Annotated in this window: 22 protein-coding genes, 16 tRNA genes, 1 rRNA gene and 1 other annotated feature; of the genes, 31 read left to right on the top strand and 8 right to left on the bottom strand. The window is 37.2% G+C overall.

Annotated features, from left to right (window positions below; genetic code table 11):
• Positions 1–10 precede the first annotated feature (10 nt).
• Complete coding sequence (locus HU235_RS04125; RefSeq protein ID WP_174879408.1) at positions 11–958, bottom strand: NAD-dependent epimerase/dehydratase family protein; 948 nt, start codon at positions 956–958, stop codon at positions 11–13.
• A 63-nt stretch (positions 959–1021) separates the two neighbouring features.
• Entirely contained in the window at positions 1022–1273 is a 252-nt protein-coding gene (locus tag HU235_RS04120) for a hypothetical protein (RefSeq protein ID WP_095299936.1), read from the bottom strand.
• A 276-nt stretch (positions 1274–1549) separates the two neighbouring features.
• On the opposite strand from HU235_RS04120, the gene HU235_RS04115 reads away from it, so the two are divergent.
• Positions 1550–1936, top strand: coding sequence for a hypothetical protein (locus HU235_RS04115; protein WP_174879407.1), 387 nt, complete (start codon positions 1550–1552; stop codon positions 1934–1936).
• Positions 1937–2040: 104 nt separating this feature from the next.
• Here HU235_RS04115 and HU235_RS04110 read toward each other — a convergent pair whose 3' ends face one another.
• On the bottom strand, positions 2041–3606 hold the full coding sequence (locus HU235_RS04110; RefSeq protein ID WP_174879406.1) for a glycosyltransferase family 4 protein: 1566 nt from the start codon (positions 3604–3606) through the stop codon (positions 2041–2043).
• Positions 3603–4688: a CotS family spore coat protein gene (locus HU235_RS04105; protein ID WP_370877231.1), complete on the bottom strand. Its 1086-nt coding sequence runs from the start codon at positions 4686–4688 to the stop codon at positions 3603–3605. Before HU235_RS04105 ends, HU235_RS04110 begins: the two co-directional genes overlap by 4 nt.
• Before the next feature lie 482 nt (positions 4689–5170).
• On the opposite strand from HU235_RS04105, the gene galU reads away from it, so the two are divergent.
• Both galU and HU235_RS04095 read left to right on the top strand, forming a co-directional pair.
• Entirely contained in the window at positions 5171–6049 is an 879-nt protein-coding gene (galU, locus tag HU235_RS04100) for a UTP--glucose-1-phosphate uridylyltransferase GalU (RefSeq protein ID WP_174879405.1), read from the top strand.
• A gap of 33 nt (positions 6050–6082) precedes the next feature.
• Positions 6083–7408 carry a UDP-glucose dehydrogenase family protein gene (locus HU235_RS04095; RefSeq protein ID WP_325100931.1) on the top strand — a complete coding sequence of 442 codons (1326 nt, stop codon included), beginning with the start codon at positions 6083–6085 and terminating at the stop codon, positions 7406–7408.
• Positions 7409–7455: 47 nt separating this feature from the next.
• Here HU235_RS04095 and HU235_RS04090 read toward each other — a convergent pair whose 3' ends face one another.
• Entirely contained in the window at positions 7456–8247 is a 792-nt protein-coding gene (locus tag HU235_RS04090; protein WP_174879403.1) for an HAD family hydrolase, read from the bottom strand.
• A gap of 379 nt (positions 8248–8626) precedes the next feature.
• Here HU235_RS04090 and HU235_RS04085 point away from each other — a divergent pair, with 379 nt between their 5' ends.
• On the top strand, positions 8627–8827 hold the full coding sequence (locus HU235_RS04085) for a cold-shock protein (RefSeq protein WP_174879402.1): 201 nt from the start codon (positions 8627–8629) through the stop codon (positions 8825–8827).
• A gap of 313 nt (positions 8828–9140) precedes the next feature.
• Here HU235_RS04085 and HU235_RS04080 read toward each other — a convergent pair whose 3' ends face one another.
• Complete coding sequence (locus HU235_RS04080; protein WP_174879401.1) at positions 9141–10811, bottom strand: ribonuclease J; 1671 nt, start codon at positions 10809–10811, stop codon at positions 9141–9143.
• 250 nt (positions 10812–11061) lie between these two features.
• On the opposite strand from HU235_RS04080, the gene HU235_RS04075 reads away from it, so the two are divergent.
• The 27 genes from HU235_RS04075 to HU235_RS03945 all read left to right on the top strand — a co-directional run bounded on the left by HU235_RS04075 (position 11062) and on the right by HU235_RS03945 (position 24200).
• Positions 11062–11460 (top strand): hypothetical protein, encoded by a 399-nt coding sequence (locus HU235_RS04075; RefSeq protein WP_145580720.1) that lies wholly within the window; start codon positions 11062–11064, stop codon positions 11458–11460.
• A 558-nt stretch (positions 11461–12018) separates the two neighbouring features.
• Positions 12019–12156 (top strand): paeninodin family lasso peptide, encoded by a 138-nt coding sequence (locus tag HU235_RS04070; protein WP_145580721.1) that lies wholly within the window; start codon positions 12019–12021, stop codon positions 12154–12156.
• A gap of 58 nt (positions 12157–12214) precedes the next feature.
• A complete protein-coding gene (locus HU235_RS04065) occupies positions 12215–12820 on the top strand; it encodes a hypothetical protein (protein WP_174879400.1) in 606 nt (201 codons plus the stop codon).
• A 235-nt stretch (positions 12821–13055) separates the two neighbouring features.
• A complete protein-coding gene (locus HU235_RS04060; RefSeq protein WP_233452126.1) occupies positions 13056–13673 on the top strand; it encodes a TetR/AcrR family transcriptional regulator in 618 nt (205 codons plus the stop codon).
• A gap of 6 nt (positions 13674–13679) precedes the next feature.
• The gene (locus HU235_RS04055) at positions 13680–14699 is read left to right on the top strand and encodes a 2,3-butanediol dehydrogenase (protein WP_174879398.1); all 1020 of its coding nucleotides are present in this window, start codon (positions 13680–13682) and stop codon (positions 14697–14699) included.
• Between the two features lie 277 nt (positions 14700–14976).
• Positions 14977–15075: a sequence feature (23S ribosomal RNA rRNA prediction is too short), on the top strand.
• 135 nt (positions 15076–15210) lie between these two features.
• Positions 15211–15326 (top strand): 5S ribosomal RNA (gene rrf / locus HU235_RS04050).
• Between the two features lie 11 nt (positions 15327–15337).
• A tRNA-Asn gene (locus HU235_RS04045) sits at positions 15338–15412 on the top strand.
• 4 nt (positions 15413–15416) lie between these two features.
• Positions 15417–15508: transfer RNA gene (locus HU235_RS04040), tRNA-Ser, on the top strand.
• Between the two features lie 20 nt (positions 15509–15528).
• Positions 15529–15603 (top strand) — tRNA-Glu (locus tag HU235_RS04035).
• A gap of 5 nt (positions 15604–15608) precedes the next feature.
• A tRNA-Val gene (locus HU235_RS04030) sits at positions 15609–15684 on the top strand.
• Positions 15685–15707: 23 nt separating this feature from the next.
• Positions 15708–15784 (top strand) — tRNA-Met (locus HU235_RS04025).
• 17 nt (positions 15785–15801) lie between these two features.
• Positions 15802–15878: transfer RNA gene (locus HU235_RS04020), tRNA-Asp, on the top strand.
• Positions 15879–16054: 176 nt separating this feature from the next.
• A tRNA-Phe gene (locus HU235_RS04015) sits at positions 16055–16127 on the top strand.
• Between the two features lie 157 nt (positions 16128–16284).
• Positions 16285–16357 (top strand) — tRNA-Thr (locus HU235_RS04010).
• 15 nt (positions 16358–16372) lie between these two features.
• Positions 16373–16456 (top strand) — tRNA-Tyr (locus HU235_RS04005).
• Between the two features lie 8 nt (positions 16457–16464).
• A tRNA-Trp gene (locus HU235_RS04000) sits at positions 16465–16538 on the top strand.
• A gap of 11 nt (positions 16539–16549) precedes the next feature.
• Positions 16550–16625 (top strand) — tRNA-His (locus HU235_RS03995).
• An 8-nt stretch (positions 16626–16633) separates the two neighbouring features.
• A tRNA-Gln gene (locus HU235_RS03990) sits at positions 16634–16708 on the top strand.
• Between the two features lie 66 nt (positions 16709–16774).
• Positions 16775–16849 (top strand) — tRNA-Gly (locus HU235_RS03985).
• A gap of 9 nt (positions 16850–16858) precedes the next feature.
• Positions 16859–16932: transfer RNA gene (locus HU235_RS03980), tRNA-Cys, on the top strand.
• 15 nt (positions 16933–16947) lie between these two features.
• Positions 16948–17036, top strand: a tRNA-Leu gene (locus HU235_RS03975).
• 20 nt (positions 17037–17056) lie between these two features.
• A tRNA-Leu gene (locus HU235_RS03970) sits at positions 17057–17138 on the top strand.
• A 405-nt stretch (positions 17139–17543) separates the two neighbouring features.
• The gene (locus HU235_RS03965) at positions 17544–18524 is read left to right on the top strand and encodes a tRNA dihydrouridine synthase (protein ID WP_174879397.1); all 981 of its coding nucleotides are present in this window, start codon (positions 17544–17546) and stop codon (positions 18522–18524) included.
• Positions 18525–18825: 301 nt separating this feature from the next.
• Positions 18826–19452 (top strand): hypothetical protein, encoded by a 627-nt coding sequence (locus tag HU235_RS03960; protein WP_174879396.1) that lies wholly within the window; start codon positions 18826–18828, stop codon positions 19450–19452.
• Positions 19453–19912: 460 nt separating this feature from the next.
• Positions 19913–20749, top strand: coding sequence for a BglG family transcription antiterminator LicT (licT, locus tag HU235_RS03955; protein WP_174879395.1), 837 nt, complete (start codon positions 19913–19915; stop codon positions 20747–20749).
• 131 nt (positions 20750–20880) lie between these two features.
• Positions 20881–22755, top strand: a complete 1875-nt coding sequence (locus HU235_RS03950) for a beta-glucoside-specific PTS transporter subunit IIABC (RefSeq protein WP_174879394.1) — start codon at positions 20881–20883, stop codon at positions 22753–22755.
• An 11-nt stretch (positions 22756–22766) separates the two neighbouring features.
• A complete protein-coding gene (locus HU235_RS03945; protein ID WP_174879393.1) occupies positions 22767–24200 on the top strand; it encodes a 6-phospho-beta-glucosidase in 1434 nt (477 codons plus the stop codon).
• Between the two features lie 261 nt (positions 24201–24461).
• Here HU235_RS03945 and HU235_RS03940 read toward each other — a convergent pair whose 3' ends face one another.
• Both HU235_RS03940 and HU235_RS03935 read right to left on the bottom strand, forming a co-directional pair.
• Positions 24462–25121 carry a class D sortase gene (locus tag HU235_RS03940; RefSeq protein ID WP_174879392.1) on the bottom strand — a complete coding sequence of 220 codons (660 nt, stop codon included), beginning with the start codon at positions 25119–25121 and terminating at the stop codon, positions 24462–24464.
• A gap of 61 nt (positions 25122–25182) precedes the next feature.
• On the bottom strand, positions 25183–25737 hold the full coding sequence (locus HU235_RS03935) for an excalibur calcium-binding domain-containing protein (protein ID WP_174879391.1): 555 nt from the start codon (positions 25735–25737) through the stop codon (positions 25183–25185).
• Positions 25738–26104: the final 367 nt, after the last annotated feature.

The raw sequence follows: 26104 nt of genomic DNA, 5'->3' as shown, positions 1-26104 counted from the left end.
TCACATATTATTAGATAGAATAGGCAGAACGGATATACTCAATTTCCTTTTGTAATCCTTCCTTTAACGTCCATCTTGGCTTATAGTCCAGTAGATTCTCGGCTAATGAAATATCTGCCCATGTATGCTTTGGTTCCCCGCTGATGTTACCAGAATATTGTATGTTTGCTCGCTTTCCTAGTAACTTCTCGAGAATCGAAATTGTTTCATTGATTGTAGCTCTCTCTTTACCTCCGATATTCAATGTTCTTCCAATTAAGCCATCTTTGTGTAAAACATTAGCAATCCCATTAACACAATCGCTAATATAGGTGAAGTCTCTTGATTGTAATCCATCTCCAAATACTGTTAATGTCTCTTCCTTTATCATTTGCAAAATAAAACGATGAAAAGCCATATCTGGCCGCTGTCTAGGTCCATAAACAGTGAAAAAGCGGAGAATGATAATCGGGAGGTTAAAGCTTTTTTGGTATACATGGCATAAATGCTCACCAGTTAATTTCGTAATTCCGTACGGAGAAAGTGGAGTAGGTAAAGAATTCTCAGCCACTTTTCCATCCTTTTCACCGTAGATAGATGAAGTAGAAGCATAAATGAATTTACTAATGCGTTTATTTTTTGCTGCCTCTAACAGTCGCTGTGTAACAACAATATTATTCCTTACATATGGGTCAAAATCCCTTCCCCAGCTAGAACGAACTCCTGGTATCCCAGCTAAATGATAGATGACATCTACATCCTTTAATAGTTCATCTAAATCAATCGTTAAAAGGTCGTCGTTAACAAATTGAAAAGAGGGGGATTTAACTAGATTCGTTAGATTAAGCTTCTTAAGTGGAGGGGGAGTCGGTCCTATAAACGTATCAACACCTACAACCTCATTCCGGCTATCTGTTAGTAATTGCTCACATAAATGGGAGCCGATAAATCCTGCTGCACCTGTTACAACGATTTTCATTGTCTCTCAACTCGATGGAAGAAATGTGACTTTCGAAAGCGTAATGAGGGTGTTGCTTGATGATTATTCATCCTCATCAGAAACTCCCTGTATTGAATTAGGTAAATCAATCGAAACAATTTCATGACAAGGGATTAAAACTGGATAACCACCAAGGCTATAAAACGGATCGATAACAATTAGGGCTGTATTTGTTCTTGGATAATATCTTTTGAAAATTGTATTATAATAGCTTTTATCTTTCGTATGAACTGTAACCTCTGATCCAGAAGGTAATGATTGTAGGGCACTACAATAATTAATAGATGATGTCATAATTGGTCTCCTTCCTATAGATAGTAAAGTCTTTAAATTAATGTATGTAAAAGCGAAGGCATGTGTATGAACCAATACCTATTATGCAAAAGAAAATAATGATAAATGTAAGAATATCGCTAGAAGCAATGAAGGTGAAATCATTTTGGCTACTAAAGTAGTGAACTTTTAAATGAATGATAACTGCATGAGGAAGCTGTACTATACCATTTTAAATTCGCGTCATAAACTAAGTCTGAGTTATAAACTATTAATCATATGTAGGAGGGGAAACGGATGGCAAAGGGAATAAAAAAGTTTGAACTTAAGGTTGAATTTCACGAGGAAGTTGGATTATCAGAAGGTGTATCAGCTGAAGAAGCATTAAGATTCCTTTTAGATGCACTTGAGGAAGATAATTTATTTGCTGGTAGTAATGTTTCATTAGAGATTGATGGTGAAAAAGTAGAAGTTGAATATGAAAGTGACGATGCTGAAGAAGACGAAGAAGACAAAGTAGATGATGACGTAGAAGTAGAAGAGAATGAAGAAGAGGACGATTTGGAACAAGAAGTGAACGAAGGTTTGGAAGAAGATTCTGAGGAGGCTGAAGCTAGCACAGGTGAGCGAGTGAACAGCTTAAGAAAGCAACTAATTAATCGATTAAGAGAAGATTCCTTTTAGATTATAATGAAGTGAAAGCTCAATTGATAAAGATGGGAATTTTGAGTGAGGGCTTAAATGAAATGGCGGGATGAAGATTCATCCCGCTTATTTTATGTGATTCCTTATTTAGATGGTCGTGCAAGTTTTTCAAGTGATTGCTTTGTAGATGCTATAAGCATTTCTTGTAGGAATGACTTAAGAACTTTCTTGTTTAAAGAGCTTTGGCGGTTAGTGCCACTTTGATTTTGATTTGTAGGAGTTGGAGTAGAGTTGGCAAGATTAGCTACGGTGCGTTCGACTAGTTTGCTTGGTTGCTTACTTCTTTGTTCTGTTTGTACGGTATTTTTCTTGGCAATTGCTTTTTTAGCTGTTGCTTTATTTGTCGCGGATTTTTTGGCCGTTGCTTTTTTAGCTGTTGCTTTATTTGTCGCAGATTCTTTGGCTGTTGCTTTTTTAGCTGTTGTTTTATTTGGACGCTGTTCATTTCGATATTTTTCAATACTAGTAACCTTATTAGCTGCTGGCACTGGAGCTGTAGATTGCGACAATGTAGCATGATTCCAAACATCAAGAATTTCAGAGCCGACACGATCCCATTGGTATAATGTGAGGGCTAATTCTCTTCCCTTTTCCCCCATTCGTTTCATTAAAGCTTTATTTGAAAGAATTTTAGAAATAGCTTCTGTGAAATTATTCGGATCTTCTGGATTTTCAACAACGAGCCCATTTTCTCCTAATTGAATAACCTCCGGATTTCCACCACGTGCTGTCGTAACAATTGGTAGCCCTGCAGCCATTGCTTCATAATGGACACGTGCAAGAGGCTCCTGCCAAACTGATGTGCATACGAATAAATCGGCAGCAGCAAACCAATTTTGAATTTCGTTAGGTGCGACAAATCCTGTTGTGACAACTGGTACTGACAAGCGATTTGCTAAGGAGCGAATGTAAGCAACATAATCGGTTACATCATTTTGGCTAAACCATTTGCTTCCAACGATGACTAAAGCTAGATCATTAAAACGTTTTGAAAGCTCAGGAAGGGCACGAATTAAGCGATCTACACCTTTATTATGTGATAGTCTTCCAGCAAATAAGAGAACCGTTTTGTTTTCTAATCCATTTGCTCTGCGAAGCTCATTTCTCACTTGGCGCATTTTTGGGTGATGACCTGGTAAAAATTGCTCTGTATCTACTCCAGAGTAAATCGTTTTCACCTTTGTCGCTGCCTGTGGAAATAATCTACTTATTTCATTGCCGATGTAATCACTAACTGTTACGATATTTGAGACTTCTTCGAGTGCTAAAGCAGCTTCTTCAGGATTAATTTTTTCTGGAGAAAACATATCATTGTGCATACTCAATGTAATTTTGGCATTTGGTGCTGCTTGTCGAACAGGGAGGACAAGTCTTGGACGGTTGAAAATATGAATCAGATCAAACTCGTTTGTCTCAAGATATTGTGTGACTCCTTCTTGATAAACGGTAAAAACTTTACCAGGAATTCGGACATAACGAACACCATCAATTGTTTCTTCGTCGGGAAGAGATGGGTCATTAACACCGAGAACGGTAATCGTATGAGCATTTTTTAAATATGGAAGACTACCAGCAATATACGTTTGAATAGCTCCACCTAGTACTGGAGGGACAGGCAGCTTCTCGGTACAAATCATTAAGATGTTCATGTTTGTTCTACTCCCTTCCAATCATGTTGAATTTCTTCTAATACAGGCCATTTCGTTTGATCGGTATCAACAATTGTTTGGATTAAGGCTCTAGTCTGTTCATTTAAAAATAATTCAGGCTCATAGACTACTTCTTTAATGTTTTTATAAAATTCGTTTGGAAGGGATAAATCGATCATTAGTAAATCATATAGCTGTGGTGAAATTGGATTTGCTTCATGATAGGCTAAAATCATTTCTCTTACCCAAGTTGTATCCCAACGATATAAATCAGCCATTGTGCCGGAAATAAGCTTCCTTAAATCACGGATTGGCAGGTCATAGGCAACACCATCTAGGTCAATAATCCACATGCCATCCTGACCCATTTGTCCATTTGACCATCCATAATCTTGGTGAACAAGTCCCCAGTATTCGTTTCCGAGCTGTGCTAACTCAGTGTAGCTTGAAGCTTGTAATCTTTCATAGCTAGCTATTGCTTGTTGCTCAAAGCCATCTAAAACTTGTAATAGGTAAGAGCTTGCAGGCATTTCCTGATAGGCCATCGCTATGTTACGGAACCATTCCATTTTATTAATAACCTTTTGATAATTTTTCGGCCATTTCAGTACTCTTGAGGCAATTTCGGAATGCTGTGGAGGGACATACCCTTTGCTTAAACGGTGAAATTCGCCAAGTGCATGGCATAAGTGCTTTGCCCCTGTTAAATCTTTTGATACAGGGGTTAATGGTTCAATCCATTCCGCGACAAACCATAGCTTTCCCCCAGCTTCGACATAGCTGCTACCGTCCTTCGTTTTGATAATTGGTGGGACTTTCGCATTTTGTTGATGTACTAAATAATCTTGAGCGCCAAGGCTAAACATGCTTCTTGCAGGTCTTCGATGTAATAGCTTTAAGCTTTTCGGACCGGCATTCGTTTCCATTTTCCAAATGGCCCCGCCTTTATCTGACTTTGTCGTTACGACATTCATACTATGAACAGAAAAATCATAGGCTTCGAGAACCTGATGGGCATATTGAATAATGTAATCCGGTACATAAAATTCCTGAAGCGGATCCTCTTCCCATGGCATAATCATTGTATTTTCCACGATATACCTCCAGCCATAAATATTAAAGTAGTGACACCAGAATAAATTACGCCATTTCTATAGTTGCAATAATGAAAAAATAAGTGCAGGCAAGAAAGTACTTTTTGTAATTGATAGAAGGTGGTTTTTTACACTGGAGCATACTTTTAATTAACCTATGAGAAAGGAAAATATTTGTATAGGACAACTAAACTATTTTACATGTATTTATTTAATTAGTTGGTTTAGGTGAATGCTTGTTCTTCTTTAGAACGTCTCTGAGGCTTCTTCTTGATATAGGAATACCCATTCTTTGAAAACGTTTGACTACTTATAAACCCAAGTAACATTTGTGCTAGTTTGTTTTTTATTAAATGTAGCTATCATCTACCTATTTTTTTATGTATAGGATAAACCACCATACATTTTTAGGTGACTTTCATAAAAATAAATAAGTTGAAAAATTTAATTGTATTATGAGGGGAATTTGAATGAAGATACGGAAGGCGATTATACCAGCAGCTGGATTAGGGACAAGATTTTTACCAGCAACGAAGGCATTACCGAAAGAAATGCTGCCGATAGTTGATAAACCTACGATTCAATATATCGTGGAGGAGGCAGTTGCTTCAGGGATTGAGGATATTATTATCATTAGCGGGCGTGGTAAGCGTTCGATTGAGGATCATTTTGATCAAACATATGAACTAGAGGATGCTTTGATGAAAAAGAATAAATTAAGCTTATTTCATGAGGTGCAAAAAATTACGAATCTTGCAAATATCCATTATATTCGTCAAAAGGAACCTAAGGGTTTAGGACATGCGATTAATTGTGCAAGATCATTTGTTGGCAATGAACCTTTTGCTGTTCTATTAGGTGATGATATCGTGATGTCAGAAAAGCCTTGTTTACAGCAATTAATTGAAGTCTTCAACAGGTATCATTCCTCGATTGTTGGCGTTCAAAAGGTGTCAGAAGATGAAGTCTCTCAATACGGGATTATTAAACCAAAGGGTAGTGAGATAGACGAAAATATATTAAACATCGAAACATTGGTCGAAAAACCAAAGAAAGAAGAGGCGCCATCTCAATATGCGATTTTAGGGCGCTATATCCTAAGACCGGAAATTTTTTCAATTTTAAATACACTACCTCCAGATTCTAGTGGTGAAGTACAGTTAACGGAAGCGATTCGAATATTAAATGAGCGCCAAGCCGTTTATGCCTATCAATTTCACGGAAGGCGATATGATATCGGAAATAAGCTAGGGTTTATTCGAGCAACAATTGATTTTGCTTTACAGCGAGATGATTTACGTGATGAAGTACTAGATTATTTAAACAGGATTCAAGCAAACGAAAAATAGATAAGGAAGTTTAATACGATAGATAAACTTGGATTGGAGCGGGGAAAAATGAATATTGCCGTAATAGGTGCGGGCTATGTTGGAATGACGACAAGTGTCGCCTTTGCAGCTTATGGTCATCACGTAGTAGTCGTAGAACATAACGAAGAGAAGGTAAAGCTTCTATCACAAGGATATCTTCCATTTTATGAGGCAGGTATGGAAGATATGATGAAGCAGCAGCTGAAACTTGGTCAGCTATCATTTACAACATCTATTAGGAAGTCTCTCAAACAAGCTGAATATGTGTTTATCACTGTCGGCACTCCATCATTACCATCTGGTGAGGCAGATCTTTCATTTGTTGAGCAAGTGGCACAATCGATTGGAACATTTATCGATGACTATAAAATAATCATTATGAAAAGTACAGTTCCCGTAGGCACAGGGAAGAAGGTTCAGGAAATTATATTCTCCCAATTGCAAAAGAGAAATGTGGATATCCCATTTGATCTTGTTTCAAATCCTGAATTTTTAAGAGAGGGTAGAGCGTTAAAAGATGCGTTACAGCCAGATCGGATTATTTTAGGATGTGAAAATGACCGAGCGAAGATGAAAATGAACAGTTTATATAACGATTTTCAATCGAAAATTTTATTTACAGCGCTAAACGACGCGGAAATGATTAAATATGCTTCAAATACTTTTTTAGCAACGAAAATATCGTTTGTTAATGAACTGGCAAGATTGTGCGAGAATTTAAATGTCGATATAACAAATGTAGCAAAAGGTATGGGGCTAGATAAGCGGATAGGTCCAGATTTTCTTCAAGCGGGTATTGGCTTTGGAGGTTCATGCTTTCCTAAAGATATTAAAGCATTATTAGCATTTTCAGCAGCAAATCACGTTCCATTTCAAATTCTTCAAGCAGTACAAAGCGTAAATGATTCCCAGGTTGAATGGTTTATGACAAATGTGGCAAATACACTAGGAGACTTAACGAATAAGCATATTGCTATTTTAGGCTTAACGTTTAAGCCAGAAACAGACGATATTAGAGAAGCCTCCTCGCTACGAGTAATCGAATATCTTATTCAAAATCACGCCATTGTGTCAGCCTATGATCCTAAAGGAATTGATCAGATAAAACGAATTTTCCCCATGATTAATTACGCGCAAACACCGATAGGCGCAATAGAAGGAGCAGATGCGATTATCCTCGTCACAGAATGGAAGGAGCTAATACACCTCGATTGGGAAGCGATTAAGTTAAAAGTAAACAAACCGGTCATTTTTGATGGCAGAAATGCGCTTGATCGTAACAGATTGGTCGATTTAGGTTACACATATATAGGCGTAGGTGTAAAGGGGAATATATGAAAGGGAACCGTCCCGATTACTGGACGGATTTCCCGAACGTAAATCGATTACTTCACAAGACCAAGTGATTTTAATCCATTATAGATACCAGAATCGGTTACTTTTGTCGTTTTGTGCTTTGCGTATTGAAAAAGCTCAGGGTGACCGTTTCCCATTGCAAAGCCTTCACCTACCGTGCTGAGCATTTCCTTATCATTCATCCCATCGCCAAAGGCAATTGCTGCTTCTTTCGGAATTTGCAAATGCTCAAGAATATGGCTGACGGCAACTCCTTTGTTCACCGTATCACGGATGACATCATAGCAATGACGTAAACCATCGACATTAACTTGTGATAAATGAATTGTAGGATCTGCCTTTTCATATAGCTTTGGATCTTGTTCAGTTAAATTGATTAAAGTAATCCCAAGAATATGAGTAACAACCTCAGGTGTGAATTGTTCATTATAGTGTAAATGGAATGCTTCTAAAAAATCTTTTACAGCAGGACTATCGAGGTCTGGGAAAATATTTTTTTCACGAGTATAAAGCACAAGCTCGTGACCATTGTTTTTGGCAATTTCAAGATAGCTTTCAACCGTCTTAGGGTTCATAGGAGAATTAAAAATTTCTTCGCCTTTATGAATCGCAAAGGCACCGTTATATCCAATAAATGAATCGATATTTAATTCCTCAGCAATATGAGATATTTCATGCAATGGTCTGCCTGTTGCAAGGAAAACCTCAATGCCTTTTTCCTTTACTTCAGCAATTGCTTGCTTTGTCGATTGTTCAATTGTATCGTCAGGTCTCAAAATCGTTCCATCAATGTCTAAAAATAAAATGTTGTAGTTTGTCATTATTATCTCCAAATTTAATATAGTTTTATTTCGCTATGTTAAAGGTTATTTTTGATTAGTGCGGTGGCACGAGATATGCTGGAGAAGCCATGGGCTTAAGCTGAAGAGGCTTCCTAACTTCCCGCAGAAAAAGAATGCCTGATGCGGAAATCACCAACAATGTTTAACATAGCGTTTTATTTAAATATTCTTACAATCAATCATTAAAATTTTAACATAATTTTTCCTATTTGTGAAAATCGTTCCTCCTACAAAATAGCGTTATACCGCATGAAAAAATTATTTTTTAATTTTTATGTTTAAGAATGGGGTGGAAGGACATAATAATAATCGAAATTATCATCAAACGTGTTTTGATTGATTTAGGAGGAAATTGTTAATGGCACAAGGTAGAGTAAAATGGTTTAATTCAGAAAAAGGTTTTGGATTTATTGAAGTTGAAGGTGGAGAAGATGTATTTGTACATTTTTCTTCAATTCAAGGAGAAGGTTACAAAAGCTTAGAGGAAGGTCAAGAGGTTTCCTTTGATATCGAGCAAGGAAACAGAGGCCCGCAAGCTGCTAACGTTCAAAAATTATAAAACCATACAAATAAACCATAAAAACATGGATGACACTTTTTGTTATCTTTGAAAAGAAAACAGACCCTTTACATTGTTAAAGGGTCTGTTTGTTTTTTTATGGTGGAAAGGTTGATTGGATTAATGTGTGCGAGACTCCTGCCTTGGTCGTCGGAATGTAAATGAAAATAGTCTTGTTTTTTTATGAAAAGGTGGAGGATGGCTCAAAAACAAAGGTTTAGACCCCTCTAACACATATATAAACTAATGATGGGATTAGTTTACTATATATTGGTGTTTGTGAAGGGTTCTAAACCTTTTGAGTAAGTCCTCATTAAATTTCAATGATTACCGGTAATATCATAGGCTTTCTTTTCGTTTGGGCGTACAAATATTGTCCTAATTCCTTCTTAATATTTTGCTTAATGACATTCCATTGCTGGACATTTTCATTTTGTAATTCATTTACTGTATTTTTTACTAGGTGATTTACATCCTTTAATAGCTTCTCAGAATCGCGGACATATACGAAGCCCCTCGTAATTGTGTCAGGACCGGAAAGTATTTTTCTTTCGGTCTTACTTAACGTAATGACGACAATAATCATTCCATCCTCTGAAAGCTGCTTGCGGTCTCGTAAAACTGTACCGCCGATATCACCTACACCGACGCCATCAACAAATGTATCTCCCGCTGGTACTTTTCTCGTTTGAACGGCTTCGTTATCTTTAATATCAACAACATCACCATTTGAGATAATGAAAGTATTTCCTTCCTCAACTCCAACAGATTCAGCTAATTGACGATGCTGATGAAGCATGCGATATTCACCATGAATTGGAATGAAATAGGTTGGTTTCATTAATGTTAGCATAAGCTTTAAATCCTCTTGATAGCCATGCCCTGAAACATGCATTTTCGTAGAACTCCCTGATCCATAGATCACCTTTGCACCGAGAGAAAAGAAGCTGTCAATAATTCGCGAAACATTTCGTTCATTTCCCGGTATAGGTGAAGCAGCAAAAATGATCGTATCATCTGGCAAAATATCAACATCGCGAAATTTACCTGTTGATAGACGTGCAAGTGCTGCCATCGGCTCACCTTGACTACCTGTACATAGTATGGCAACTTGCTCAGGTGCAAGGGTGTTAATTTCATGTGGTTCAATTAACATCCCCTCTGGAATTTGCAAGTAGCCGCGTTCAACCGCAACATCAACAACATTAACCATGCTTCTACCGAGTAAGGCAAGCTTTCGATTTGTTTTTAGCGCCGCGTTAACGACCTGCTGGACGCGATTAATATTTGAAGCAAAGGTCGAAATAACGACTTTACGCTTTGCCTTCATGAACGCTTCCTCAACATGATCTCCAACGATTTGCTCTGAAGGGGTCAAGCCGGCACGCTCGGCATTTGTACTTTCTGATAATAAAACTAAAACACCTTGTTTGCCGATTTCAGCCATTTTATGAATATCAGAATACTGATTATTAACAGGGGTTAAATCAAACTTGAAATCGCCTGTATGTACGACATTTCCCTCAGGTGTATGAAACACGATCCCTAGGCAATCGGGGATGCTATGATTTGTTTTAAAAAAGCTTACTTGAACCTCACCGAACGTAAGTGTTGAATCAGAGTTGATTTGATTGAGCACTGTATCTCTAAGAAGCTTATGCTCAGATAATTTTAATTCAATCAATCCTAAAGTGAAGCGGGTTGCATAAATTGGGATGTTTAACTTTTTTAAGAAATAAGGGATACCGCCAATATGATCCTCATGTCCATGTGTAACAAGCAACGCGCGAATTTTATCTTTATTCTCTTCCAAGTAGGTAATGTCAGGGATGATTAAATCAATTCCTAATAAACTTTCATCGGGAAACTTAGAACCGCAATCAATGATTAAAATATCGTTATCATATTGAACAACATACATGTTTTTGCCAATTTCATTTACGCCACCTAAAGCAAAAATAGATAAATTACCTTTTGTGCTCACATGATTTCCTCCTACCATGTCATATTAAGTTGTATTATTCCCATAGATGGTTGGAAAAAAACGTTATTTGTTATTAGGCTGAAAAATACTCTGCTATGGAATGAAAATAGTTGCTACATGGTAATAAGGAGGGGATTTTAAGCAATTGCCAAGTTATTCGCAGCCTAGGTAATTTTTCGTCGACCTTATGAATAGGTTGTTTTATAGGGGATGAGTGACTTTTTTAAAAAAACGAATAGGGGGAAAGAACATGAAGCTCGTAGATAAATTGAAGGCTTTTATCGTTGATCAAGATACGATACCTAAAACCATTCATATTCATCCAGACGCATTGAAGGAGCTAGAAGATGAAAAATTTGTGTATATTTTAAATAAAACAAAGGAAAACCCTGTAAAAAGATTTATGGGAATTGAATTGATTCCATCAGAAACGGTTACAGATTTCACAGTTGCAGAGGATGACCAACAAAATGAACGGTGGGTCGTCAAAAAGGAAGTAAAAAAGATTAAAGAAAAATACATAAAAAAAGACAGCACAGCTGAAATCACAAAAGACATGAGCCTACTCTTCGCCTACCTCGGCTACCTAGAAAGAGAACTCGAAGACAAAACAAACTACATAAAATACCTCCGCCAAACAAAAGAATAGGGGGACAGTCCCCAATTTGTACTTTTGCGCCCCATTTTCAGGGGATAAAATATGTTCCTCACACTTAATCGGTACTATATGTTGTGGTTTTGATTTGTGGATAACTATATATTGTATTCAAAAAACACTTTGGGGACTGTCCCCAAAGTGTTTTTATCGGACTGGCACTTTTATTTAAGATATAAAAAAATTACAGGAGCTTCATTAAGTGATGAATGTAAACAACTAAATTTGTGATATTCTTCACAAGCACTTCCTCCTTATTTATCATAAAATAATGGAGCAATTCATCGCTTTTTCTGAGGAAAAAGGTCATGAATACAGTTTTTTCCTAACATAAATAATGCTTATTCACTAGTAATAGATGTGACTAATGATTCTTGAATTTTTTTTCAAAAGGATCTGTTTACTTTAAGAGATTAAGATGTTAAGATATAGCAAACGTTCTTTATGAAGAACACGAGTATCCTCTATGGTGGACTGTATGAAAATGAAAAGAGATAATCATATGGCCATTATGTTCTTTATAAAACGGTACCATTAAAGGAGGGGAGTAGTATGAAGGAAAGTTGGAGTACACCTAAACTAGAAGTGTTGGATGTTAACATGACAATGAAATTCTGGCCTCCCGATAAGCCGCCTGGTGGTGGTGATGATCATAATCCTGGATTTCCAGGAGACGTTTTAGATAGTTAACAGGAAAGGGTCAGTCCCCAAAGTACAAAGGGGGACAAGTTTTTTAGGAGGGTTTCCCTTGTTTGAAATTGTAAGTACCCGTAAACAGCAAAAGGAATTTGAATTAACGTGGGAGTATTATTGTAAGAAATATGGCTGGGTGAATGATCCGTACGCTAAAAATGGAGTAAGGTATATAATAACGATACCAAAGTCATTTATTAAAAAAAGAAAAGTCATTGGTACGATTGAATTTATTCCGTATCATCCAAATAACCCTGATAGCACAGTCCAAAAGGGTGCCGATTTTTCACAATATAAAGAGATTTATCACCATCAAAAAGAAGTATGGGAAATTGATAAGCTTTGCCTTCATGAAGATTATCAACGTAAAGGATATTTTCATTTATTTTTTCATATTTTTCTTGAACATGTAAAAAAGTATAACCCAATGTATTATATTGCATTAATGGAAAACAGATTTTATCGAATGATGCGGATATCGTATGGCTTCAGAATCAAGCAAAAAGAAAAGCCATTGGTCGGTCCAAATGGAATGAGCCTTGTTCCGATTGCAGTTGATGTTGGGGAAATAAGGAAAGATGAAGAAAAAATGGAAGAGCTGCTTCGTTTACAGCTGCCGGATATTTACAAGACTAGTCAGAAGAAACAAGGTTATTGCTAAACCTTTATAAAAAAATTCGTGAAGTTTTAAATTCCGCCCATTAAGTTTGGATGAGCGGAATTTTGTATTTTTTACAAAAAGAACAGTGCCTACAAACAGCCTTTGTTTCACTGAAAGTATGTAGATGCATCACTTAAAACTAGGTGAATCTTATTTGATTGACCATGATTAGGAACAAGCGTATACTATTAATTGAACAATTGTTCAAAACGTTTGTTCAAAAGTGATGAAAGGAATGAGTCCATTAAAACAAAACAGAAGTAATGATAGAAATAAGGATGTAAGAGATCAAATCCTTCGGGCAGCAAAGGAATTATTTGCGAAAAAGGGCTATGAAGGGACGACTGTTAGACAAATTTGTCATGAGGCAAATGTTTCATTGGCACTTGTTTCTTATCATTTTGGTGGAAAAGAAAATGTTTTCTTTGAAGTGTTTCAACCAATTAGACAATTGTTTGAGAATATGAAATATGATTTATCAGATTCGTTAGGTGCACTTAAGAGCTTTTGTAGACAGTTTGTTATTTTTAGAAATGAAGAAAGTGAATTAGTTAGTATACTACAGCAAGAGTTAGTGATGAATAGTCCGAGATTAGAGATGCTGACTGATGTATTTCTGCCTTCGTGGGAACAGCTTCGGTTAATATTGCAGGAATGTCAGGAGAAAAATTTGATTGATTTTCCATCAGTTGACGTAGCCGTTAATTTTATAATGGGAACATTAATGTTTTCTCACAATAATGCATTTTTGAATCGAACTCAATCGGAAATGAGTCCCGAACAGGTAGCGGATTTTGCCGTAAACTTTATTATTAATGGACTGCAAGCAACTTCAGAACAAGGAAAGAGGTAAAGAAAGATGAAAGCAGCAAAGATATACGGAATGAAAGATATTCGAGTAGAAGATGCAGAAATACCTGCTCTAGAAGAAGGTATGGTGAAGGTAAAAGTCGAATATGCAGGGATTTGTGGTAGCGATATGCATGAGTATGTAGCCGGCTCTTATCCAATCCGTACTCAGCCTGTTTTGGGTCATGAGTTTTCAGGTGTAGTTGTGGAAGTAGGTAAAGGTGTAACAAATGGAAAAGTGGGAGATCGGGTAGCTGTAGAACCACTAATTCCATGTGGAAAATGTGATAATTGTCAAAGAGGCTTTGTTAACTTATGCACAGAGCGTCAAGGCTATGGATATACTGTCTCAGGAGGCTTTGCCCAATTTGCAGTGGTGAATCAAGAAAATATTTTCCACTTACCTGAAAACATGAGCTTAGAGCTTGGAGCACTTGTAGAGCCAACGGCAGTTGCTGTGCACGCAGTTCGCCAAAGCCAATTAAGACTTGGTGACACTGCAGCAATATTTGGTGCTGGTCCAATCGGATTATTGTTGTTACAAGCTGTTAAAGCAGCTGGTGCAAGTGAGATTTTTGTTGTAGAGGTTGCAGATGAACGTCGCCAGAAAGCATTGGAACTTGGAGCAACACATGTGATTAATCCAATCGAAACAGATGCAGTATCATTTATTCGTGAAAAAACGAATGGTGGAGTAAATGTTGCCTATGATGTAGCTGGTGTACAAGCGACATTTACAAGTGGAGTAAGCGCCGTGCGCCCTGGAGGAGAGTTCAAAATTGTCAGTGTATGGGAAAAACCAGTCAATTTTGATCCAAATATGATCGTAAGAACAGAAGCAAAAATCAGTGGGTCTTATGCATACGTTCGCTTATTTCCTGAAGTCATTCGTCTGTTAGCTAATGGTGTAATTGATGGGAAATCAGTCATTACAAGTGAGATTGCGTTAAATGATATTGTTGAAAAAGGCTTCGAATTGTTAACAAAGGATCGCAGCCAATGCAAAATTCTAGTGAATATGAACCTATAATTAAAAAGTTAATTTAGTCATTTGGGCAATTAAAAAGCTAAAGGTATTCGCGGATTTTTATCATTATGGTTAGGTGAAATTTAATAGGAAGTAACTTAGAGCGTGTTTTGATTAATCTTGTTTCAAAACACGCTTTTTCTTTTTCTATGTTGACGGCAAAGGAACGCCCTAATTTATGGGGTGTTTTATACTAATTTAGAAGAGAAGTCTACCAAATTATCTATCTATTAACCGTTAATACACTTGAATTAAATAAGTCACCCAAGATGAGATTTCCCATCACATTAGTGAGTAAGAACCCTGAAAGATGATCAGGTTGATAGGTCTGAGGTGGAAGCGTGGTGACACGTGGAGCTGACAGATACTAATCGTTCGAGGACTTAACCTAAATATAAAAGCAGAAGCTTAGTGAATTGAATAAAAAATCGTTATCTAGTTTTGAAGGAATATTTTCTTCAAAAAAGACTTGAAAAATTCTTCTAAGATAGTATAATAGTCTTTGTCACAATTGTCTGGTGGCGATAGCGAAGAGGTCACACCCGTTCCCATGCCGAACACGGAAGTTAAGCTCTTCAGCGCCGATGGTAGTTGGGGGACTCCCCCTGTGAGAGTAGGACGTTGCCAGGTAATTATATTATTCCGCAGTAGCTCAGTGGTAGAGCTATCGGCTGTTAACCGATCGGTCGTAGGTTCGAATCCTACCTGCGGAGCCATTTTGGAGAGCTGTCCGAGTGGCCGAAGGAGCACGATTGGAAATCGTGTAGGCGGCGAAAGCTGTCTCAAGGGTTCAAATCCCTTGCTCTCCGCCACTACTGATAAAACAAACTTTGGCCCGTTGGTCAAGCGGTTAAGACACCGCCCTTTCACGGCGGTAACACGGGTTCGAATCCCGTACGGGTCACCATATATGGAGGATTAGCTCAGCTGGGAGAGCATCTGCCTTACAAGCAGAGGGTCGGCGGTTCGATCCCGTCATCCTCCACCATTAAATGTTAAACATACTATTATCGCGGGGTGGAGCAGTCTGGTAGCTCGTCGGGCTCATAACCCGAAGGTCGCAGGTTCAAATCCTGTCCCCGCAACCAATTTAAGTTAATTAAATGGTCCGGTAGTTCAGTTGGTTAGAATGCCTGCCTGTCACGCAGGAGGTCGCGGGTTCGAGTCCCGTCCGGACCGCCATTCTAAATTTATTGCTATTTATAAAATGTTAATTAAGTCTAGAGTAAAAGGGTTTCGATAAGCGAGAAGATCAAGGAAGCGAATGAATGAACACCGGAGCGTATTTGAATACGTGAGGATGTGAATGAATGAGCTGACGCAGAGATTCGAAGTTTAGCGGAAGCCGAAAACATTAAGGCTCGGTAGCTCAGTTGGTAGAGCAATGGACTGAAAATCCATGTGTCGGCGGTTCGATTCCGTCCCGAGCCACCTTTTATTTGCCTGTGTAGCTCAATTGATAGAGCACGATCGAATAAGCTTCGTAGCAGTGCATCAGCGCACAAATCGAGTTGCTTCTTGATTAACCCGACTGAGATTTGGGTGACTGGTTTGAAATGAATACTATATTGTCCTTTTTACTTAATATGCCGGTGTAGCTCAATTGGTAGAGCAACTGACTTGTAATCAGTAGGTTGGGGGTTCAAGTCCTCTCGCCGGCACTGTTTCACCAATATGGAGGGGTAGCGAAGTGGCTAAACGCGGCGGACTGTAAATCCGCTCCTTCGGGTTCGGCAGTTCGAATCTGCCCCCCTCCACCATTTATTATAGGGGCATAGTTTAACGGTAGAATAGAGGTCTCCAAAACCTTTGGTGTGGGTTCGATTCCTACTGCCCCTGCCAATTAAATAATGGCGGCTGTGGCGAAGTGGTTAACGCATCGGATTGTGGTTCCGACATTCGTGGGTTCGATTCCCATCAGCCGCCCCATTAATCAGTGGGCTATAGCCAAGTGGTAAGGCAACGGACTTTGACTCCGTCATTCGTTGGTTCGAATCCAGCTAGCCCAGCCATTTTTTTATTACACATTTTTGATTCTCTTGCATAGGCTAGAGTATACAAATTTTATAATTGTCAGCGCGGAAGTAGTTCAGTGGTAGAACACCACCTTGCCAAGGTGGGGGTCGCGGGTTCGAATCCCGTCTTCCGCTCCAGTTTAAAATGGCGGCATAGCCAAGTGGTAAGGCAGAGGTCTGCAAAACCTTTATCACCGGTTCAAATCCGGTTGCCGCCTCCATTTAAACTAACCCTTGCCGGGGTGGCGGAACTGGCAGACGCACAGGACTTAAAATCCTGCGGTAGGTGACTACCGTACCGGTTCGATTCCGGTCCTCGGCACCATTTGAATTTTATTTTGCTTTGCCAGTGTGGCGGAATTGGCAGACGCGCACGACTCAAAATCGTGTTCCTTCGGGAGTGTCGGTTCGACCCCGACCACTGGTATTATGTATCGATTGTAAATGAGATTAATTCAACGTTTCTTACGTATTGTAAGGAGCGTTTTTTATTTATCTCCAATACTAAACTTCAATATCTTAGCAATAAGTTTAAATCGAGTGTAGGATAAAGTATGTGATTCTATCCCCATCCTAATGATAATAGTATTTCTAACAATATACAGTGGTAATCTAGATAATGTACCTAAACTATGAGCAAAACTGTCTTTATTGCTCTGTTTCCTTTGCATTTTTTATTTAGTAATAGTAAAGTTTATAATGTTCTAAATTAAAGTCTGATAAAAAGTCATTAAGCATGCTTTAAGTGTAAAAAAGCGGAACATTTTCACTTTTTAATATAGAGACGAAGGTTTGACCAGGTATTTGATGATGAAAGGATTTGAGTTTGAATATGAAAGATAATTTTTGGCGTGAATTACCACGACCTTTTTTTGTACTGGCACCAATGGAAGATGTGACAGATGTTGTTTTTCGCCATGTCGTGAGTGAAGCAGCTAGACCTGATGTGTTTTTTACTGAGTTTACAAACACGGAGAGTTATTGCCACCCAGATGGAAAACAAAGTGTGCGTGGACGTTTGACTTTTACCGAAGATGAACAGCCAATTGTTGCACATATATGGGGGGATAAGCCAGAGTATTTTCGGCAAATGAGTATTGGGATGGCGGAACTTGGGTTTAGAGGCATAGATATCAATATGGGCTGTCCTGTAGCTAATGTGGCGTCTAAAGGTAAGGGAAGTGGCCTTATCCTTCGTCCAGAGGTTGCTGCTGAAATTGTACAAGCTGCAAAAGCAGGGGGCTTACCTGTAAGTGTGAAGACTCGACTTGGTTACACAAATGTAGACGAGTGGAAGGATTGGTTAACACATATTTTGAAACAGGATATCGCAAATCTTTCGATCCATCTACGGACTAGAAAAGAAATGAGCCAAGTAGATGCTCATTGGGAGTTGATTCCGGAGATAAAGAAACTACGTGACGAGATTGCACCAGAAACACTGTTAACAATCAATGGGGATATTCTTGACCGTCAAACTGGCTTGAAGCTCGCTGAACAGTATGGTGTTGATGGAGTTATGATTGGCCGTGGAATATTTAAAAATCCATTTGCCTTTGAAAAAGAGCCAAGAGAGCATACTAGTCAGGAATTGCTTGATTTGTTAAGATTGCACCTTGACCTCCATGATAAATATTCAACTGAATTAGAACCACGTCGATTTAAACCTCTTCATCGCTTTTTTAAGATTTACGTCAAAGGGTTTCGTGGAGCAAGTGAATTAAGAAATCAATTGATGAACACAAAATCAACGGATGAAGTACGTGCATTGCTTGATACCTTTGATTATAATGTTGAGGATACGGAACAGTAAAATGTGACCCAAAAAGTAGCTGTTCTTCACATGATAACAGACATAAAGTAGTATCCTTCCTATCAATAGACTATAATGCCCAGGATTATATATAAAGTAAGCTTAAACAATGTTTAAATCAAAAACCCGGTTAAATTTCACTTTTTGTGGAACTTCACCGGGTTTTATTCATTAAAAAAGTTTAGCACCTGAAAAAAGAATAAAATCATACTATATAGTTCAGATTAAAGGGAAAAATCATCTTTAAATAGATTTGTATGATTTGGCAGCCGATTTAAAAAATGAATAAGGAGGAGTTTTCATGAAGAAGTTAATCATCACGTTTATACTTTTAATGATGTTCATTCCAACTGCCTGTTCAGATAATGATAATCGGACAAATGAAGAAAAGGATACTACTCAAGAAAAGAAAGAAGGTGCTAAACAACCGAACGTAGATGTCGATAAAGGTCTTTTAAATGTAGAAATAACGGTACCAGCTACCATGTTTGAGGGAGAAGATATTGATACTGTTATTTCAAATGCTAAAAAAGAGGGAGTAAAAGAGGTCGTAAAGAATGATGATGGCTCTCTCACATATAAAATGTCCAAAGAAAAGCATAAAGAAATGGTAGAAGAATTAGAAGCTGAGATAAATAAAACAATCCAAGAAACAAAGAAAAGTGGAGAATATAAATCAATTAAAGATATTACCCATAATGATACATTTTCTGAATTTATAGTTGTTGTAGACAGAGATGCTTATGAAAACAGTTTGGACGGTGTTGCAATACTTGGCCTAGGGATGTCAGGAGTCATGTATCAGACATTTAATGGTGGTGAGCCAAATAGCAACAAAGTGACCATTACTATAAAGGACCAAACTACTGAAGAAGTTTTTGATGAAATCATTTATCCAGATGCTTTAGAACATGATAACGAAAAATAAATGCTGTAAGAAAATATAATAAGGACCATTTTGTTATCAATTTGGTCTTTATTTTTGTTTAGGTTGATTTCGACTACAGTACTCTCTTTTGTAACATAAAATAAAGCCGTGTATAAACCTATGAATAACATGCATACATTGAAATTAATTTTACTTATGATTATATTTATTAACACATAAGTCTAAAACATGGATGTTCATGTTGGGGAAAGTAAAAATTACTTCACCCCAACATTTGACGTTGAACCGAAATAAAAAATTAGACATTAGCTACTTGCTATAATAATACTTCTTTCCTAACTAATATTACCTAAAAATATTCTTTTAATCTATTAAATATCAAATTGACAAGTAGAAATCACCTATGCTAGACTTGTGGTTGAGGATTGTTACCGCTTTATTGTGGGCTATACCTATTTTTTGTTGTAGATGATGAATTTATAAAGAATAGGGACTATCTATGAATGTATATAAAGTAATTAATAATAATATCGTATTGTCTAGGAATCAAGATAATCAGGAAGTTGTCGTTATGGGTAAGGGGCTCGGCTTTAAGAAAAAGGTCGGCGATGTAATTGATGAAACTCGAATTGAGAACATTTATCTCAGTTCAAAAGAGTGGAATGTCAATAAATTAACCCAAATGCTTTCTTCGATCCCGATGGAACACATTCAGGTAGCCAATGAAATCATTAGCTTTGCGAAAGTTTCACTTGGTAAGAAACTAAGTGAAAATATCTTCTTAACATTGACCGACCATATTAGTTATGCGATTGAGCGCTATCAGAATGGCATGGAAATTAAGAATGCCCTTCTATGGGAAATCAAGAGGTTTTATAATCATGAGTTCTTGATTGGAAAAGAAGCGTTATCAATTGTTAGAAACCGACTTGGGGTTGAGTTACCAGAAGATGAAGCTGGTTTTATTGCTTTGCATATCGTAAATGCGGAGCTTGATATGGGACAAGTAAGCCGAGTTTCTGAAATAGCAAAGGTTATCCAAAATATCCTTAGTATTATAAAATATCACTTCAAAATTGAATTGGACGAGTATTCGCTAAATTATGAACGATTTATCACACACTTGAAATTTTTCTTTCAACGATTGTTTAGTGGTGTTAAATTGGATGATGCTGGGACGTCAAGTTTCATTTTCATGTTAAAGGAAAAGTATACAAACGAGTACGCCTGTGCATTGAAAATTAGGGAGTATATTAAAAAGGAATTTGGAAGAGACCTAGAGGAAGATGAGCTAATCTACCTAACGATCCATATAAAAAGAATAACGAGTGATTAGGATTGTTACTGTCATGCAGGCTATACCTAAATGAACCCTTTATTTAAAGAGGGATTCATTTAGGTATTTTTTTATTCATTTTTATCTGCAACAAGTCATTTTAGGTTATGTGAGAATGGAGGATAAAACGGATGAACTATCAAGAGTTAGCGAAATTAATCATCGACAAAGTCGGTGGTGAGGGAAATATTAAAAGTTTGACTCACTGTGCTACACGTTTGCGTTTTAATTTAAAGGATGACCAAAAAACAGATGAGCAAACATTAAAAAGTACTCCTGGTGTAATGGGAGTTGTAAACAAAGGCGGACAATATCAAGTTATTATTGGTAGCGATGTCGCAAATGTTTATAAAGAGATTGCTAAGCAAACAAATATTTTGAATGAAGGTGAAGGGACTAAGGAGGAAGATAAACGTTCTCCTTTTGCCAAAGTGATTGATACGATTACAGGAATTTTCACCCCGATTCTTCCTGCAATTACAGCTGCAGGGATGCTAAAAGCAGTTTTATCTCTGTTAGTCGTATTTAATGTTTTAACAACGGAAAGCCAAAGCTATCAAATAATGAATTTCATGGCAGATGCCGCTTTCTACTTTTTACCTATCTTGCTAGCAGCGTCTTCTGCACAAAAATTTAAAACCAATATGTACTTAGCTATGATGGTTGGAGGGATATTACTTCATCCAACTTTTATTACGATGGTGACTACAGCAAAAGAGACTGGAGATGCGATTCAACTTTTTGGACTTCCTATCTCTGCTGTATCCTATTCATCTTCTGTTATCCCGATTATTCTTTCTGTATGGTTTATGTCTTATATTGAACCGATTGCAGATAAAGTTTCACCTAAGGCGATTAAGTTCTTTAGTAAACCATTGATTACGATCTTTATCGTGGGAACAGTTAGTTTGGTTGTTTTAGGGCCAATTGGTTATATGATAAGTGATGCAATTTCAAACGGTATAACAACATTAGAATCTGTAAGTCCATGGATCGTTCCATTATTAGTTGGAACATTTAGTCCATTGCTTGTCGCAACAGGTACTCACTACGGTCTAGTTCCAATTGGAATTAACAACCGGATGACAACAGGTTATGATACAGTAATTTATCCTGGAATGCTTGCTTCAAATGTAAGTCAAGGTGCTGCTGCTATTGGAGTTGGTTTAAAATCGAAGGATAGTACGATTAAGCAATTAGCTTATTCTGCGGGCTTGACTGGTCTGTTTGGTATTACGGAGCCTGCTTTGTATGGAGTTAACTTACGCTTTAAGACACCACTATACGCTGCAATGATCGGTGGCGGAGTTGGTGGATTATTTATGGGTATTCTTAGAGTACGAAACTTTTCTGGTGGTTCACCAGGTCTTCTAACATTACCTAGTTATATTGGAGATAACACATTAAGTTTCTTCTATTATGCATGTATTGGTGCAGCTATCAGTATTGTCGTAACATTTATCGCAACGTTAATCCTATATAGGGACCCAGTTGTTGAAGAAACATCTGAAGAACCAATTAAACCGGTAACGAATGCAAAATTAAATATTAATGGCGCAACGATTTTATCGCCGATGCAAGGGACTTTACACAGCTTAAAGCATGTAGATGATGGCATGTTTTCCGAAGAAATTTTAGGACAAGGTGTAGCGATTGAACCATCTGAGGGTACCGTTGTTTCACCTGTCAATGGTACAGTTAGTGCAGTGTTTGATTCAAAACATGCAGTCGGTATTACGAGTGAAGATGGTCTAGAACTATTAATTCATGTTGGAATTGATACTGTTCAGTTGAATGGGGAAGGGTATGAGTATTTCATTCAAAAGGATCAAAAAATTCAAGTAGGTGACAAGCTAATTCAGTTTGACCTTGAAGGAATTAAAGCAAAAGGATATAAGACGATTACTCCTGTCGTGATTACAAACTCAGCTGAGGTTGGAGATATTTTAACAGCAAATGAAAGCCCAATTAAATTTGGTGAAGAAATCATTAAAGTCATGAAGTAGGAGGAGAACTAATGGGATTTAGAGAAGATTTTTTATGGGGCGGTGCAACTGCTGCAAATCAATGTGAAGGCGGATTTGACCAAGGTGGCAGAGGGCTAGCAAATGTGGACGTCATTCCAACTGGTCCAGACCGTCGAAGTATCATTACTGGTAAAAAGAAAATGTTTGCTTTTGAGGAAGGATATTTTTATCCTGCAAAAGAAGCAATTGATATGTATCATCGTTACAAAGAAGATATCGCCTTATTCGGTGAAATGGGCTTTAAAACGTATCGATTATCGATTGCATGGAGCCGTATCTTTCCGAAAGGTGATGAGCTGGAGCCGAATGAAGAAGGTCTAAAATTTTACGAAGACCTATTTAAGGAATGCCATAAATATGGAATCGAACCTTTAGTGACAATTACCCACTTTGATTGTCCAATGCATTTGATTGAAACGTACGGTGGCTGGCGAAATCGGAAGTTAATTGATTTTTATAAACGCTTATGTACAGTATTGTTTACTCGATATAAGGGACTTGTTAAGTACTGGCTTACTTTTAATGAAATCAATATGATTCTTCATGCACCATTTCTTGGAGCAGGGATTTGCTTTGAAGAAGGTGAAAATGAGGAGCATGTAAAATATCAAGCAGCACATCATGAGCTTGTGGCAAGTGCAGAAGCTACAAAAATCGCACATGAAATCGATCCTGAGAATAAAGTAGGATGCATGTTAGCAGCAGCGAGTTATTATCCTTATAGTTGCCGACCAGAAGATGTCTGGGAAGGAAAGAAAAAGGATCGAGGCAATTACTTTTTCATTGATGTGCAATCAAAGGGTGCTTATCCTGCTTATGCATTAAAAGAATTAGCTAGAAAGAACATTGTGATAGACATGAAGCCTGAGGATTTAGAAGTATTAAAGAATCATACTGTTGACTTCATTTCATTCTCTTATTATGCTTCACGTGTTGCAGCAGATGAAGATTCTAATGTAGAAAAGACGGCAGGCAATTTGTTCCCGACTGTAAAGAATCCATACCTCCAAGCAAGTCAATGGGGTTGGCAAATTGATCCTTTAGGTCTGCGTATTACGATGAACGATTTGTATGATCGTTATGAGAAGCCTTTATTCATTGTTGAAAATGGGTTAGGTGCAGTAGATATACCAGATGAATCAGGATATGTAGAGGATGATTATCGGATTGAGTATTTAGCAGCACATATTCAAGCTATGAAAGATGCTGTTGATGAAGATGGTGTTGATCTTCTTGGCTACACATCCTGGGGCTGCATCGACCTAGTATCAGCAGGCACTGGTGAGATGAAGAAACGCTATGGCTTTATCTATGTAGACCGTGACAATGATGGAAAAGGAACTTTAAAAAGAACGAAGAAGAAGTCATTTCATTGGTATAAAAAAGTGATTGCAACAAATGGGGAAGATTTATCGAATCAATAGTAGTAAATGAATCATTCTATCATTTTTACCATCTTTTGCAGAGGTGGGATGTTGATAGGAGCTTATAGTAGTAATTTCTTGAAAAAGGATGTACTTAAGATGGTACATCCTTTTTTGATTTAACGTCAAATTTTGGGGTGAAGTAAATAAAAAACCCCCCCTTTGCCAAGATGAACACCCACTTTTTCTACTGTCTATCAAAATGGAGTGTTTTAATTTGTAATGAAAAGAGATTTTAAAAATAAATAGTGTTTGCTATGGTTAATTTGCGATTAAGTCCGCTTGAATGATATATCTATCAGGTGCATGACCAACATAGTTAAATGGATAACATGTTGTTAATGTTAACGTAGGTGAATCCTTCTTTACAATTACACTTCTGTCGTCTGCATCAGTGATAAAGATATTACTTATTTGATATGTATAAATAACATCTTTGTACTCGACATTCAAGTAATCCCCTTCCTTAAGCTCATCCAGGCGATAAAACACTGTATCGCGGTGACCACTGATAACGGTATGTCCTCCTCCATCTGGAGCTGTAGTTAATTCACTTACAAACATACCTACCCCTTGTTTGAGAACATCTTCATCAGTTCCCCAATATACTGAGTATTTTTGCTCTAATTTTGGAATTAATAAAGTGGAGATTTTCTCACCCTTTTCAAAATTTAAGGTACTAGAAGGAATTTGTGTAGGTTTATTAGTTGTTGTAACGACACTTGTATGATGATTCTTTAGTAAATCATTAGTAGTGTTTGTTTTATCAATAGTGGCTGATTCAATTTCATGTTGTATAGCTACTACTTCGCTTTGTTCCATTTGCTCTGCTGATGAACGACCTAAATACCATTCCATAAAATAATAAGTTCCAGTTATTAGGGATGTGAAAATGAACAATACTCCTATAAAAGTTCTCATACCTTAACTCCCTTAAAAAGAAAACGGCAGGTAAAATGCCGTTTTCTGTAGTTTGCTACTATTAGTTAGTTTGTTTCTTGCGGAATACTAAGAAGAAACCTACAAGTAACATTGCTGCAGATACACCCATCATTGCTACAGAGTTAGTTGCTGTATCTGGTAACTTCTCTCCCTCTTTTGCATCATTGTTCGAAGAATTTGAGTTATTATTGCTTGAAGTGTTATTAGAATTTTCAGGTGCAGTTGAAGATTCTTTGTCATTATCACTATTAGAATCATCAGACTTGTTTGAATTAGATGTTTCGGTATTTGCTGGTTGTTCAGAGCTAGTATCGTTTTTATTCGTATCTTCGTTAGAATCTGTTTCTTTTTCAGCCTCTTTTGAAGCTACATAATTATCATAGTCTCCCTTGTTAACTTCACAAGGATAACCGTCGTTGTCTCGATCCAAGCCATGAGGGTCGTTGTCAGCACTATAACCATTAGAATACCAGAAATCCATTACCTCTTCTTTACTAGCAAAATCAGGACAGTTTTTGTCTCCAGCTGCACTAGCAATGTTAAAACCAACAAATAAGAACGCTAATGTTAGGATTGAAATAGCTAATTTTTTCATTTTTAGATTTCCCCCTATAGAAAATTAAGTTTTAACAATAACATTCTAGAATATTCTACAAAAAATAACAATATTTTCTTTTTTATTTTCTAGTAAATTTGGATTATATAACTTTAAACTTTAAAATTTAACAACTATAAATAGTTGAGAGAAATGATAATAGTATAATATGCTGATATATAAAGTTTATTTATACTTTAGATTTATATTCAATTGTTTGGTTTGATAAATGAGACACCTGATATTAAATCTCTAGGGGATTATTACCCGGAAAGTATAGGGACTATAGTAACGGATAAAATATTAACAAGCAGTTGTCTGAATATTATTTGCTAACTTAAAGGTTATCTATTAAGCTAATCTAAAC

It is taken from the genome of Metabacillus niabensis (assembly GCF_902829255.1).
GTDB classification, from domain to species: domain Bacteria; phylum Bacillota; class Bacilli; order Bacillales; family Bacillaceae; genus Metabacillus; species Metabacillus niabensis.
The sequence above is the reverse complement of the archived record's forward strand: the minus strand, read 5'-3'. Positions and strand labels throughout refer to the sequence as shown.

Excerpts from the sequence above, each read along its gene's own strand:
- HU235_RS03960 (WP_174879396.1), top strand. The coding sequence starts at position 18,826 with ATGAAGAAGTTAATCATCACGTTTATACTTTTAATGATGTTCATTCCA.
- HU235_RS04060 (WP_233452126.1), top strand. The coding sequence starts at position 13,056 with ATGAGTCCATTAAAACAAAACAGAAGTAATGATAGAAATAAGGATGTA.
- HU235_RS03945 (WP_174879393.1), top strand. The coding sequence starts at position 22,767 with ATGGGATTTAGAGAAGATTTTTTATGGGGCGGTGCAACTGCTGCAAAT.
- HU235_RS04055 (WP_174879398.1), top strand. The coding sequence starts at position 13,680 with ATGAAAGCAGCAAAGATATACGGAATGAAAGATATTCGAGTAGAAGAT.
- HU235_RS04090 (WP_174879403.1), bottom strand. The coding sequence starts at position 8,247 with ATGACAAACTACAACATTTTATTTTTAGACATTGATGGAACGATTTTG.
- HU235_RS04105 (WP_370877231.1), bottom strand. The coding sequence starts at position 4,688 with ATGATTATGCCATGGGAAGAGGATCCGCTTCAGGAATTTTATGTACCG.
- HU235_RS03965 (WP_174879397.1), top strand. The coding sequence starts at position 17,544 with ATGAAAGATAATTTTTGGCGTGAATTACCACGACCTTTTTTTGTACTG.
- HU235_RS04120 (WP_095299936.1), bottom strand. The coding sequence starts at position 1,273 with ATGACATCATCTATTAATTATTGTAGTGCCCTACAATCATTACCTTCT.
- HU235_RS04085 (WP_174879402.1), top strand. The coding sequence starts at position 8,627 with ATGGCACAAGGTAGAGTAAAATGGTTTAATTCAGAAAAAGGTTTTGGA.
- HU235_RS04125 (WP_174879408.1), bottom strand. The coding sequence starts at position 958 with ATGAAAATCGTTGTAACAGGTGCAGCAGGATTTATCGGCTCCCATTTA.
- HU235_RS03950 (WP_174879394.1), top strand. The coding sequence starts at position 20,881 with ATGAACTATCAAGAGTTAGCGAAATTAATCATCGACAAAGTCGGTGGT.
- galU (WP_174879405.1), top strand. The coding sequence starts at position 5,171 with ATGAAGATACGGAAGGCGATTATACCAGCAGCTGGATTAGGGACAAGA.
- HU235_RS03935 (WP_174879391.1), bottom strand. The coding sequence starts at position 25,737 with ATGAAAAAATTAGCTATTTCAATCCTAACATTAGCGTTCTTATTTGTT.
- HU235_RS03940 (WP_174879392.1), bottom strand. The coding sequence starts at position 25,121 with ATGAGAACTTTTATAGGAGTATTGTTCATTTTCACATCCCTAATAACT.
- HU235_RS04075 (WP_145580720.1), top strand. The coding sequence starts at position 11,062 with ATGAAGCTCGTAGATAAATTGAAGGCTTTTATCGTTGATCAAGATACG.
- HU235_RS04070 (WP_145580721.1), top strand. The coding sequence starts at position 12,019 with ATGAAGGAAAGTTGGAGTACACCTAAACTAGAAGTGTTGGATGTTAAC.
- licT (WP_174879395.1), top strand. The coding sequence starts at position 19,913 with ATGAATGTATATAAAGTAATTAATAATAATATCGTATTGTCTAGGAAT.
- HU235_RS04110 (WP_174879406.1), bottom strand. The coding sequence starts at position 3,606 with ATGAACATCTTAATGATTTGTACCGAGAAGCTGCCTGTCCCTCCAGTA.
- HU235_RS04115 (WP_174879407.1), top strand. The coding sequence starts at position 1,550 with ATGGCAAAGGGAATAAAAAAGTTTGAACTTAAGGTTGAATTTCACGAG.